Below are 12,895 nucleotides of genomic sequence, written 5' to 3'. Positions count from 1 at the left end.
TTGGATGTTTTTATTTCCATCGCAAAAATTGCGGGCTATTCTACACACCAATTAATTTAAAATTCAACTCAAAATCTAGATCTTATAAAACATGTCTCATAATCTGAATAAAAGTATTTCCCAAATAAAAAAGTATGATCGTGGGCTTTTACCTAAAAACCAGTATAAGTTCCGTCACAGTAAACCTTCGGAAAATGGTTTATACGAAGCAGATGCAGACATGTCATTTACTTTCGGCTTTAAACTCAGAGTATTACTTGAGTACTACAACCTTAAGTTATCAACTCTAAATTCCTGGCTAAGAGGAAAAGGGGAGAACTCAGAAATACCCGCAAGCCAGATATCTAAGGGTCAAGGACAAGTGATACCGACAGAAATCAAACAACTGATAATTGAGTTTGTATCAGAGCACGCGAAGGAAAAAGACCTTTCTCCGCCAATAGATACATATTTCGATCAAAAGCAGACTGAAATAGAAGAACTGATAGGATCCATGTCGGATCAAGAAAAGAACGAACGAGACAGTCACCCTATCCCTTTCATGCAGCTCAATATACATGAGGACATGTTTTCTCAAAATTCAATCATAGCTTTTACAAATAGAGAAAATGCATCCAGAAGAATTAGACAAGAATTGACACTTCACATAATTGAAAACAACTCTCCTATATGCACTATCTATGGAAGCCCAAGCACTCAAAAAAGAGAAATAATAAAACAATGGCAGAGGGAAGTATTTGAACGAAAAAACAATGACGTAAGTTTTATTTCACTAGATCTTACGTTTTATGCTCAAATTTCAGAGGTTCTTTTTTGCATAAGAGAAGAATTGCAATCAAGAAGAGATGGAACTGAGAACACTCAAAAGGTGTACACCACAGAAGAGAAACGAAAAATTAACAAACTGCATCCATCAAATTTATTTTCTGATTTAATGGATTTATTTGTGCATAAAAGATACATCTTAATACTTTACGGATTTGAAACGAAACTGGACTTATCAAGAACGGATCTATCAATCTCACACTCAGTTAGCGGAAAAGAATGGACTTATTTAATAGAGTTAATACATGAGTTATCAATAAGAAATAAAGATAAGATTCAAATGTTACTTACCTCAAAAGAATCTCCAGAAAAATTCATACATACACTCCCCATAAAATCAGAAATAATAAATGTCCACGCACCATCCATTACGCTTTTTGAAGAAGCCAAGCGAAACCAGAGTTATCACTTAACTCCCCAAATCTTATCAAAAATCCCATCATATATGATTAATATCCGACAGCTCAGGCTATTAAGCCAAATTGAGGAAATGGTCATAGCCCTCGGTTATAGAAAGTATATTGAGGATAATAGCAAAAGATATATCGACTTAATAATTAATGGTAAATTTGAAACCGTCATTTATGAATGGATATTTCTGTCAACTGTCAACTGGGATGAGTATTACGAGAACAATGAAGCCAAACCAAGGCCAAATCTGTCCGCTATGTTATTTCTTTTCCTATGCTGCGTTACAATGGACGGAATAAAAAAAGAATCAGCTAAACATGTAATGTCAGAGTTAAGTGAATTAAACAACTCAGGAAATAAACCTCTTAGCGCAAACACATTAAACAACTTGCTGCTAACAGTACTTGTCGAACAAGAAGATCGTGCAGGAACAAATGAGCCTTGTTATCAATTCAAAGATCCGTCTATTAAGGAAATATACTCCCAAACATTTATTCAGGAAATGAACTCCCAAGAAGGAATAGAAACTTTTCATTTATCTAATAACTTTATACCAAGAATTAGGTTTTCATTGGCGAAACTCTCGTTCAGAACCTTGTTAAACTCTTATATAGATGACGAAGAAAATGCATCCTTAATATCCATATATGATGACAAAAATTTAGGTTTGTATTCTCTACTTTCAGATCACTTAAAAAACACACCGAGAGAAGACGAAAAAACAAGCAAAGAACAAAAAAAAGGACTGGATATATTACTTGCCGCAACCGATAAAATGCGCACTTGTGACTTCACACCAAGATCTGATCAAATTCTTAGAATTAGCCAAATAGTGGATTGCCTTCTTCACGCCGCCGAACCATTTACAAAAGATGACGTAAGTGGAAATGTATACAGCGAAACCAATCACGAGCATGATGAAGGAGAAATATTCAACAATATGGTTGCCGATCTCTGTGCTGGAAAAATGGATAATGATTCACAGACACTTGATGATTGGAACCACAAAATTATTACCTACAGTTACATTATTATTCATTGGTGTCTCGACCTAAGAGAAACTTATGCATCCACAAGAGTCCTGTTCAATGGAAATAAAATAAGGTACTCATTGCTAAAGCGTTTTTTTCAATTAAAGTCTGGTGGAAACATTCAAATTACACATTCCAGGGAATCAAACACATATTCAGTATTACCTCCAAGCGTTCTCAAGGCTTTTCAAAAATCAAACAAAGAAATTACGACAAAATTTCTGCAAAATTTACTTTTTTCAGCCGTTCAGGTGGGACATGTGGAAATTTTCTTTTCTCTATTATTCCAACTTCAGTCTGTAGAAAATCTAATTAAAATTTCCGCCAAATCGCCAAGTGAAAATAGTGGCTTGTCGTCCTTCGAGAGCTTTATTGGTGGCCCAAATATTTCTATTAATATTTCGCTGCTAACACTAGCAGTAAGAATATTAATGGGACAACTTGATATAGCAAGAGACTTCGCATTACATCTTAAATCTCAAGATTTTCCATCTCAAAAAGAACAGAACATCAGTATGAAGTTAGATGCATTTTTACTAAGAACCTATACGGCTCTTGGAAACCATAAGGAGAGTTTGGAGATAATAAACGATAACAAAAACGACTTCATCTATTCAGAGAACAGCTTAGAGAAATTTATTAACAGGGATTTTCCGATGTCTGCTATGATTGAAAGATATTCCTCTATGTTAAGGATTAAAATTCTTCAACACCCGTTAATTTTAGTTGACAAAAAATTTGAGGATAAATGGAGAGAATTAGAATCCCGACTAAGTACTATATCTAATAAGCTAAAGGAACATATAAACACGTACAATGAAACATTGAAGGGTCAAAGTTCCAATTCATATTTAGTCAAGACACTATTGATCCCAGAATATATCCATTTAAATGTTCTACTTTGCTCTGGAATGCTTTATGAAACAGAGGCGACCAAAGAAAAAAGCAGTAGAATTTCAAAAAGAAAAACAATACTCAAAAAAATTGAGAACATTCTGAATGACATTATAGATGCAACTTTATTTTCAATTTCTCCATTTTATAAAATGACCTACGATATAGGATTCTTACGCTTCAATCTGTATAAATCGTTGGTTGAAAATACCCCTCCTTCAAAAAACCTAGGCAAGAAGCTGACCAATCTATTATTCAATATCAAGGATCACTACCCTTTATTTTACTGCCAACTACAAATTTTACATGCTGAGTATTTGAGACAATTATTAATCCACACACCATCGAAGGAAGTAAGAAATGAACTTCAAGATACTCTACAAGTAATTGAAGATATCATTTCCAAGCACAGATATATGAACAGGCTTTTTGAACTACAATGGTTAAGAGAGGCATGTAATCTAGAAAACATCGAAAATAGAGCCTATACGGTAGGGGATCCTGCCCTTTGGATGTTGCTCTAAGCTTGATCTCTAAGACCAATAGTACTCTGCTCAAATTCACTCACATTTTACAACTTCAGCATTGAAGATTCTGTAAGTGCAGGGGGTTCAATTTCAATTAGGAACGTCCCCACAAATTTCCCTTGGCTATTGTGATAAACCTGCCGCCTGCGGTATTCTATGGCGCTTTGAAATTAACCCGATTTTTGCCACTTGCGAAACGGTCATAATGCGGCATAAAAAGACCGTCCCGTGTAACCCAAAGCATGGCGTCAAACGCAAGTGCAAACCAGTATTCAAGAACGGAACCTTTAATGGCAGTAGAATATTCACCACGAGAAATAGAAAAAAAGTACCAGCAGAAGTGGGAGCAAGATAAAGCCCACAACGTAACGGAAGATCCAAATAAAGAAAAATTTTACTGTCTCTCCATGTTTCCTTACCCCAGTGGCAAGCTGCACATGGGGCACGTTCGTAACTACACCATTGGTGATGTCGTTAGTCGTTTTCAACGCATGCAAGGCAAAAACGTCATGCAACCTATGGGTTGGGATGCGTTCGGATTGCCAGCAGAAAACGCCGCCATTCAAAATAAAACAGCTCCCGCCAAATGGACTTACTCCAACATCGAATACATGAAAACCCAGCTAAAATCTTTGGGTTTTGGCTACGACTGGGATCGTGAGGCAGCGACCTGCCAGCAAGACTACTATCGCTGGGAACAATGGTTCTTCACCCGTCTATACGAAAAGAAACTGGTATACAAAAAGAATGCAACCGTGAACTGGGATCCTATTGACCAAACCGTATTGGCCAATGAGCAGGTTATTGATGGTCGCGGCTGGCGTTCTGGTGCCTTGGTTGAGCAAAAAGAAATTCCACAGTGGTTTATCAAGATCACTGACTACGCGCAAGAGTTGCTGGATGATTTAGAGCAACTTCCAGATTGGCCTGATCAGGTTAAAACCATGCAGCGCAACTGGATTGGTCGTTCAGAAGGTGTAGAGTTAACGTTTCAGGTTAAAGGCCAGAACGAAGCGTTCGACGTTTACACCACTCGTCCAGACACCTTGATGGGCGTGACTTACGTAGCACTTGCAGCACAACATCCTTTGGCATTGAAAGCAGCAGAAACCAACCCGGAACTTGCCGCCTTCATCGACGAATGCAAAAACACCAAGGTTGCCGAAGCCGATATGGCAACCATGGAGAAAAAAGGCTGCGCGACAGGCTTATTCGCCATCCACCCTATCACCGGCGAAGAAGTGCCTGTATGGACAGCTAACTTCGTATTGATGGATTACGGTTCCGGTGCCGTTATGGCCGTTCCAGGGCACGACGAACGTGACTGGGAATTCGCCACTAAATACGGTTTGGACATCAAGCAGGTTATCAAACCCGTTAACGATGAAGACGAGTGCGACCTGAGCAAAGCGGCCTACACTGAAAAAGGCATTCTGGTTAACTCTGGTGAGTTTGACGGCCTGACTTCGCAAGACGCATTTAACGCCATTTCCGACAAATTGTCAGCCGAAGGCAAAGGTAAACGTACCGTCAATTATCGCCTGCGCGATTGGGGTGTCTCCCGTCAACGTTATTGGGGCGCGCCTATTCCGATGTTGAATCTGGAAAATGGTGAGTCTGTGCCGGTTCCAGCCGATCAACTGCCAGTGGTATTGCCAGAAGATGTGGAAATGGACGGGGTGATATCGCCGATTAAAGCCGATCCAGAGTGGCGCAAAACCACCTATAACGGTCAACCTGCTGAGCGCGAAACCGACACCTTCGACACCTTTATGGAGTCGTCCTGGTACTATGCCCGTTACTGTTCTGCTGGAAACCCCGATGCCATGCTGGATCCAACGCAAGCTAATTACTGGTTGCCAGTTGATCAATATATCGGTGGTATCGAACACGCTATCTTGCACTTATTGTACGCTCGCTTCTTCCACAAACTATTACGTGACGAGGGCCTGGTTAGCTCTGATGAACCGTTCAAACGCTTGTTGTGCCAAGGTATGGTGTTAGCCGACAGCTATTACCGTGAAGACGAGAAAGGGGCGAAAACCTGGTTTAACCCAACGGAAGTTGACATCCATCGCGATGACAAAGGCCGTATCATCAACGCAGTCTTACGCAGTGATGGCCAACCGGTTATTCATGGCGGCATGACCAAGATGTCAAAGTCCAAGAACAATGGTATCGACCCACAAGAAGTTATTGAGCAATACGGCGCCGATACTATTCGCTTATTCACCATGTTCACCGCGCCACCAGAGCAAACGCTGGAATGGATTGATTCGGGCGTAGAAGGCTCAAATCGCTTCCTTCGCCGCTTGTGGAGAACCGTACAAGAGCATATGGAAGCAGGTGACATTGAAGCATTAAACGTTGCAAATTTATCTGCTGATGACAAAGCCTTGCGTCGTGACATTCACAAAACCATTGCTAAAGTCACTGATGACATGGGTCGCCGTCAAACCTTCAATACCGCCATTGCTGCGATTATGGAGTTATTGAACAAGGTACAAAAAGCGCCTCAGGAAACGGCTCAACAACGCGCATTGGTACGTGAAGCCTTGGTCGCAATGGTGCGTATGCTTAACCCGATTACGCCTCATGCAAGCCATGCCTTGTGGGAAATATTACAGCAGGAAGAGAACGTTGAAGCTGGCTGGCCTGAACTGGATGAAAGCGCATTGGTTGAAGACGAAAAACTGATTGTCGTTCAGGTGAACGGCAAAGTACGCGCTAAAATGACAGTAGCTGCCGACGCCAAGCAAGACGATGTTCAAACATTAGCTATGCAGGAAGAAAACGTGAAGGCATTTGTTGAGGGTAACACCGTTCGCAAAGTTATTTACGTACCGGGCAAGCTGCTAAATATCGTTGCGAACTAATTCCAACGCAGGATCAGGACTCATAATGAAAACGACAGCCATGCGCCGTTTTTCAACCTTAAAACTGGTAGTAAGCACCTTGCTTATTACCAGCTTGCTGCATGGCTGCGGCTTTAAATTGCGCAACGATTATCAGCTTGCCAAAAGTGTCAGCCATATCCAGCTCACCAGTACAGAGCGCCATTCGCAATTGCAGAAAACTCTCGCTCAACGCCTGAAGTTTCTGGATGTGGAAGTGATCGAAGCACGTGAACAGTTCAACGAGAAAAACGCCACGCTCTATCTGCAACGCGAAAAGCTGGAGCGCAAATTATTGTCGTTGTTTCCCAGTGGTCAGGTGGCAGAATACGAATTGTTGTATCAGGTGAAATACCAATACATCAAAGGTTCTAAGCAAGAAAATGCAAAACCAGAATCTATCGAGTATGAATTTGTATTGTCTCGTGAATATCAGGACGACCCGGATCAGGTACTCGCTAAGTCACGCGAGTTGGATTTGATTCTGGACGAACTGAGACAACAAGCGGCTAACCGTATTATCCGCACGCTCAGTTTGCAGTCTGATACTCACCAAACAGCAATCACTAAACGGTAATCACTAAAGAACATGCAGGTTTACCCCAATCGTCTTGCCCAAACACTACAAAATGCGCTACCGCGTTTTATTATGGTGTTTGGCGATGAGCCACAGCAAAAGCTGGATGCCATCGAACAAGTTCGAGCTCAAGCAAAGCAACAAGGTTTTGACGAGCGCCAATCGCTGGTTGCCGACACTCAGTTTGAATGGTATTCGCTGATTGAAGCCAGTCAAAACATGTCACTGTTCTCTTCTCGTCAATATATTGAACTGGAAATACCCACCGGAAAGCCCGGAACAGAAGGCAGCAAAACCCTGCTGGACTTGGCAGCACAAGACAACCCTGACGTCATGGTTCTCATTCATGGAGCCAAAATAGGTAAAGAAGTCACGAACAGTAAATGGTTCAAACAGCTAGATCAGCAAGGCATTTACATCCCTTGTTATCCCTTGGAAGGCGACCGCTTAAGAAGCTGGATAATGGATGAAATGCGGCAACTGTCGTTACAAACCAATCCCGCCGTAGTGAACTTCTTTATTGATTACTTTGAAGGTAATCTGCTCGCCGCCAAACAAGAACTGCAAAAGCTGGCTCTGCTCTACCCCGACGGCAATATTGACATTAAACAGATAGAGAAAATTCTGGTTGAGCAATCCCGATTTAACGTATTTCAGCTAGCCGATGTACTGCTGGCTGGTGACGCGTCAAAAGCCGTGAAATTGCTTAACCGCTTGGAATCAGAAGGTATTGAACCCAATATCGTCCTGTGGGCTTTGGTGCGGGAATGGCAAACGCTATCCACCTTACAGTTTGCACAATCGCAACGTCAGCCCCTGGATAAACTCTGGGCACAACTGCGCATTTGGCAGAATCGTAAAAGCCTCTACATGAATGCCCTGAATCGACTCGGCAAGCCTCAGCTGGATGAACTACAGCACAAACTACAACAACTGGATATGGGACTAAAGCAGTCACAAATTACGCGCCCTTACGTTGAATTGTGCCATTTATGCCTGATGTTCATGCCGATGCAACTCTCTAATCTGCCCATGGATTTCAGTTAGCACTATGTCTGCTCACCCGGAGTTAGCGACAATGCAGCCCGTTATTGGTATTTATGGCGGTACATTCGATCCTATTCATTATGCCCATATATTCCCGGTGCAACAGGCGGCGCAACAAGTTGGTATTGAACAAGTCAAACTTATGCCTTGTCATATTCCACCACATAAGAATCAGCCCAACACCAAGCCCAGCGATCGTCTGGCAATGGTGAAACTGGTCAGTGAACATGTGACTATTTTCAGCGCAGATGACCGAGAGCTACGCCGCCATAAAGCTAGCTATACTATTGATACTCTGGAAGAAATGCGCAGCGAAAATCCCAATAGCCCAATCTGCTTTTTTATTGGCATGGATTCCTTAACCAGCTTTCATCAATGGCATCGCTGGCAAGATATTCTCGACTATTGTCATTTAGTAGTGTGTTGTCGTCCCGGCTATCATCAAGAACAGCAAACTGATATTGCAGATTTTCTGCAACAGCGTGAAACGGCTAAACCCCAGGATTTACATGACAAGTTAAATGGTCATGTGTTTTACGCTCAAACTGATGAAATCGACATTTCATCCACCATGATCCGGGAAAATTTACGTGTTGGCTTACCTGTAGATGAACTTTTACCTCCATACATACTTTCCTACATTCGCCAGCATCATTTATACTTAGCAGGTTAATCGCAAATTTTTGCAAACTTGAACATTAAACATAGAGCCAGCTCTAAATACAGACAATACCTATCCAGTTATGGGGAGAACCATTGGAACACGAAGAATTAAAGCAATTTGTCATCGACAAAATTGAAGATCTAAAAGGCAGAGACATCGTAGACCTTGACGTTAAAGGCAAATCCACCGTCACCGACACCATGTTGGTTTGTTCTGGCAACTCAAAACGCCATGTCGTCTCTATCGCACAAAATGTCGTACAAGAAAGCAAACAGGCAGGTAACCCACCTCTTAGCATTGAAGGCGAAGACATAGGTGAATGGGTGCTGGTTGATTTTGGTGATATCGTCGTGCATGTAATGCAAGATGAAACCCGCGACTTTTACCAGTTAGAAAAGCTTTGGGGCTAATGCACGGTTTTGAAACCAATCCATAGCCGCCCTACTCGCAGCCAGGTTTTAAACAAGGATACATAACCTATGCAAATACAGCTTGTTGCGGTAGGCAACAAAATGCCATCTTGGGTAACGCAAGGCTTTTTAGAATACGCGAACCGATTCCCCCCTGATACCAGCCTGGTACTCAAGGAGATAACGCCGGGTAAACGGGGAAAAAACGCCGACATTAAAAGAATCTTACAAAAAGAAGGGCAGCAAATTTTAGAAGCGATTCCGCAAGGAAATCGCATCGTCGCCCTGGAAGTAAACGGCAAGCCTTGGGACACTCACCAGCTTGCTGAACAGCTAACACGCTGGCAACACGATGGACGTAATGTTAGCCTGATGGTTGGCGGACCAGAAGGGCTTTCACCTGAATGCGTTGCTGCTGCCGAACAAAAATGGTCACTGTCGTCCTTGACCCTGCCGCATCCCTTGGTAAGAATTGTCTTGGCTGAAAGCTTGTATAGAGCATGGTCTTTAAATAATAATCACCCCTATCATAGGGAATAAGTAAACCGGAATTCATCTTTTGCCGCCAAAACGCATAACGATACGAGACCATACCGCCGAAGCAAATCTCTTTGCCCGTCGCTCTATCATTGCATTAATGGTGGTTGCACTCATGATGTTTGCGGTATTGAGCAACCTCTATTACCTGCAAATCACCAGTTACGAGGATTACCAGACTCGCTCTAACGGTAACCGCATCAAGGTACTGCCGGTCACGCCAAACAGAGGCTTAATCTACGATAGAAATGGCGTTTTACTCGCAGAAAACCGCCCTATTTTCAGTCTTCGCATCATTCCAGAACAGGTCGATGACCTCAAAGAAACACTGGAATATTTGAAAACCCTGCTCAATCTCGAACAATCCGAGATCGACGACTTCTATAAAGAATTTAGACGCCAGCGTCGCTTTAAACCCGTGACCTTGCGTAACCAGTTAACACAGGAAGAAGTAGCGCTCGTCTCAGCCAACCAGCATCGTTACCCAGGCGTCGTGGTAGATGCTCGCTTAACGCGCTATTACCCCTATGCCAACACACTCACCCACATGCTGGGTTATGTGGCGAAAATCAACAAAAAAGACCTGAACAAACTGAAAGAAGCAGGGCAAGAAGCCAACTACGCCGCCACCTATGATATCGGCAAGCAAGGTATCGAAAAATTCCACGAACAATTGCTGCACGGCAAAGTGGGATATCAGGAAGTAGAGGTTAACAACAAAGGGCGCGTTATTCGTACCTTGAAGTTCGAGCCCCCCACTCCCGGTCAGGACATCGCGCTGAATATTGACATCAAGTTACAGAAAGTGGCGCAAGGAGCTCTGGAAGACAAACGAGGGGCGATTATCGCTCTTGACCCTAGAGATGGCGGCATTCTCGCTTTGTATAGCAACCCCAGCTACGACCCCAACCTGTTTGTGCATGGTATTAGCAGCAAAAGTTACAGCAAGCTTCTCAATTCCAAAGATCGCCCGCTCATTAACCGTGCGACTCAGGGACAATACCCGCCCGCTTCAACGATTAAACCCCATTTGGCATTATTAGGGTTGGAAGAAAATGTGATTCGCCCAGACACCAAGATGTTTGACCGAGGCAAGTACAAGCTGAAAAACGTTGAACATGAATGGCGCGACTGGAAACCCTGGGGACACGGCTGGATGGATGTCACCAGTGCTATAGAACAATCCTGCGACACCTTCTTTTATGACTTATCGTACAAACTGGGTATCGACAGCATCAGTGACGAAATGCATGCCTTTGGCTTTGGCGAATATTCCGGTATCGACCTGTACGAAGAATCCGACGCCAACATGCCATCACGAGGCTGGAAGCGTGCCCGATATAATCAGCCCTGGTATATGGGCGACACTATCTCGGTCGGTATCGGGCAAGGCTACTGGACAGCCACGCCAATTCAGCTAGCGGTGTCAGTGGCGACTCTGGTAAATCGTGGCGAGCGCTACGTTCCACAGCTATTGCGAGGCTTTTACTACGAAGGACAAGTGCAATTGGCCGAGCCAAAATCATTGCAGCCGCTTGAAGTCAAAAACTCGGAAAACTGGGATGTTGTTCTTGATGCCATGTACGGCGTAGTGAATCGCGAACACGGCACTGCCAAGAAAGCATTTAAAGATGCCAACTACATATCAGCCGGCAAGACTGGTACAGCTCAGGTTATCAGTATCGGGCAAGATGAAGAATACGATGCCGAAAAGCTGGCAGAGCATTTGCGCGATAACGCCATGTACGTAGGCTATGCGCCTTATGAAAACCCTGAAATCGTGGTAGTTGTCGCGCTGGAAAATGCCGGACACGGTGGCTCACAAGCTGCGCCTATTGCCCGTAAAATTATGGATTATCAGTTTAGAGATCTACCTCCGCTTATCTCTGAAGAACCTAATTCAGAAAACAGTGACACATTAGCCAATCATACTCAGCAAGATAGAGACTCACATGGTGCGGAATAAACTCGATCCGAACAAAACCACATTTCTTGCCAAGATCCATCTTGATGCGCCCTTATTGCTGGCACTATTAACCTTGATGGCGGTTGGCCTGTTTACCATTTATTCAGCAGGCGGGCAGGATCTGGTTTTAGTGAAAAAACAGGTTGTACGTTTAGGCGTGGCCTTCTCGGCAATGGTACTGGTTGCTCAAATCCCACCGTTAGCCTATCGACGATTATCCATTTATTTCTATGTTATCGGCGTACTCATGTTGGTAGCGGTGCTTGCCATTGGCGTATCGGGAAAAGGCGCCCAACGCTGGCTGGATTTAGGCTTCTTCCGCTTTCAGCCCTCTGAAATCATGAAGCTTGCGGTTCCCATGATGGTGGCTTGGTATATCAGCCGAGCTAACCTGCCGCCACGTACCAGCCAGGTTGCCATTGCATTTCTTATCGTAATCACGCCAACCTTGCTGATCGCCAAGCAGCCCGACTTGGGTACGTCGTTGCTTATTGCCAGTTCAGGGATATTTGCCATCTTTTTAGCAGGCTTGCGTTGGAAACTCATGAGCTTTCTCGCGGCTGCCGGGCTGATATTCGCGCCGATATTATGGATGTTTTTAATGAAGGATTATCAAAAACAGCGCGTACTCACTTTTCTAAATCCGGAAAGCGATCCTCTGGGCTCGGGTTACCATATTATTCAATCCAAAATTGCCATCGGCTCTGGCGGCATGGAAGGTAAAGGCTGGCTGCAAGGTACTCAATCACAATTGGAATTCCTGCCGGAACGCCACACTGATTTTATTTTCTCGGTATTCAGTGAAGAGTTTGGTTTTGTTGGCGTTAGCGCACTAATGGCCTTATATGGTTTCATCGTGATACGCGGCATGATCATCGCCATCCGTGCGCAGGAAGCCTACAGTAAACTGCTGGCTGGCAGCATCACCCTCACCTTTTTTGTGTATGTCTTCGTCAACATGGGCATGGTTTCTGGAATACTTCCCGTCGTGGGCGTACCGCTGCCTCTTGTGAGTTATGGTGGAACCTCGATGGTGACAATACTCACAGGTTTTGGCATTCTTATGGCGATCGCAACGCAAAAACGTTTCATGTCTCGTGAATAATAGGTAT

Annotated in this window: 9 protein-coding genes; all 9 read left to right on the top strand. The window is 43.6% G+C overall.

Translation table 11 applies throughout. The features are described 5' to 3' along the window. The first annotated feature begins 91 nt into the window (after nucleotides 1-91). Nucleotides 92-3,685, top strand: coding sequence for a hypothetical protein (locus KIH87_RS06190; protein WP_232360668.1), 3,594 nt, complete (start codon nucleotides 92-94; stop codon nucleotides 3,683-3,685). A gap of 293 nt (nucleotides 3,686-3,978) precedes the next feature. Continuing rightward, the gene (gene leuS, locus KIH87_RS06185; RefSeq protein ID WP_232360667.1) at nucleotides 3,979-6,564 is read left to right on the top strand and encodes a leucine--tRNA ligase; all 2,586 of its coding nucleotides are present in this window, start codon (nucleotides 3,979-3,981) and stop codon (nucleotides 6,562-6,564) included. 25 nt (nucleotides 6,565-6,589) lie between these two features. Continuing rightward, the gene (locus KIH87_RS06180) at nucleotides 6,590-7,159 is read left to right on the top strand and encodes an LPS-assembly lipoprotein LptE (RefSeq protein ID WP_232360666.1); all 570 of its coding nucleotides are present in this window, start codon (nucleotides 6,590-6,592) and stop codon (nucleotides 7,157-7,159) included. Between the two features lie 12 nt (nucleotides 7,160-7,171). Continuing rightward, nucleotides 7,172-8,206: a DNA polymerase III subunit delta gene (gene holA, locus KIH87_RS06175; protein ID WP_232360665.1), complete on the top strand. Its 1,035-nt coding sequence runs from the start codon at nucleotides 7,172-7,174 to the stop codon at nucleotides 8,204-8,206. Nucleotides 8,207-8,210: 4 nt separating this feature from the next. Beyond that, nucleotides 8,211-8,879, top strand: coding sequence for a nicotinate-nucleotide adenylyltransferase (gene nadD / locus KIH87_RS06170; RefSeq protein ID WP_232360664.1), 669 nt, complete (start codon nucleotides 8,211-8,213; stop codon nucleotides 8,877-8,879). A gap of 83 nt (nucleotides 8,880-8,962) precedes the next feature. Then, the gene (rsfS, locus tag KIH87_RS06165) at nucleotides 8,963-9,280 is read left to right on the top strand and encodes a ribosome silencing factor (protein ID WP_232360663.1); all 318 of its coding nucleotides are present in this window, start codon (nucleotides 8,963-8,965) and stop codon (nucleotides 9,278-9,280) included. A 69-nt stretch (nucleotides 9,281-9,349) separates the two neighbouring features. Continuing rightward, nucleotides 9,350-9,820, top strand: a complete 471-nt coding sequence (rlmH, locus tag KIH87_RS06160) for a 23S rRNA (pseudouridine(1915)-N(3))-methyltransferase RlmH (RefSeq protein ID WP_232360662.1) — start codon at nucleotides 9,350-9,352, stop codon at nucleotides 9,818-9,820. 19 nt (nucleotides 9,821-9,839) lie between these two features. Beyond that, nucleotides 9,840-11,783, top strand: a complete 1,944-nt coding sequence (gene mrdA, locus KIH87_RS06155) for a penicillin-binding protein 2 (RefSeq protein WP_232360661.1) — start codon at nucleotides 9,840-9,842, stop codon at nucleotides 11,781-11,783. Continuing rightward, on the top strand, nucleotides 11,770-12,888 hold the full coding sequence (gene rodA, locus KIH87_RS06150) for a rod shape-determining protein RodA (protein ID WP_232360660.1): 1,119 nt from the start codon (nucleotides 11,770-11,772) through the stop codon (nucleotides 12,886-12,888). Before mrdA ends, rodA begins: the two co-directional genes overlap by 14 nt. Nucleotides 12,889-12,895 lie beyond the last annotated feature (7 nt).

The organism is Paraneptunicella aestuarii, assembly GCF_019900845.1.
Taxonomy (GTDB): domain Bacteria; phylum Pseudomonadota; class Gammaproteobacteria; order Enterobacterales; family Alteromonadaceae; genus Paraneptunicella; species Paraneptunicella aestuarii.
Note: the sequence above shows the minus strand (reverse complement) of the source record. Positions and strands in the feature narration are given on the sequence as shown.

Excerpts from the sequence above, each read along its gene's own strand:
- KIH87_RS06190 (WP_232360668.1), top strand. The coding sequence starts at position 92 with ATGTCTCATAATCTGAATAAAAGTATTTCCCAAATAAAAAAGTATGAT.
- leuS (WP_232360667.1), top strand. The coding sequence starts at position 3,979 with ATGGCAGTAGAATATTCACCACGAGAAATAGAAAAAAAGTACCAGCAG.
- KIH87_RS06180 (WP_232360666.1), top strand. The coding sequence starts at position 6,590 with ATGAAAACGACAGCCATGCGCCGTTTTTCAACCTTAAAACTGGTAGTA.
- holA (WP_232360665.1), top strand. The coding sequence starts at position 7,172 with ATGCAGGTTTACCCCAATCGTCTTGCCCAAACACTACAAAATGCGCTA.
- nadD (WP_232360664.1), top strand. The coding sequence starts at position 8,211 with ATGTCTGCTCACCCGGAGTTAGCGACAATGCAGCCCGTTATTGGTATT.
- rlmH (WP_232360662.1), top strand. The coding sequence starts at position 9,350 with ATGCAAATACAGCTTGTTGCGGTAGGCAACAAAATGCCATCTTGGGTA.
- rodA (WP_232360660.1), top strand. The coding sequence starts at position 11,770 with ATGGTGCGGAATAAACTCGATCCGAACAAAACCACATTTCTTGCCAAG.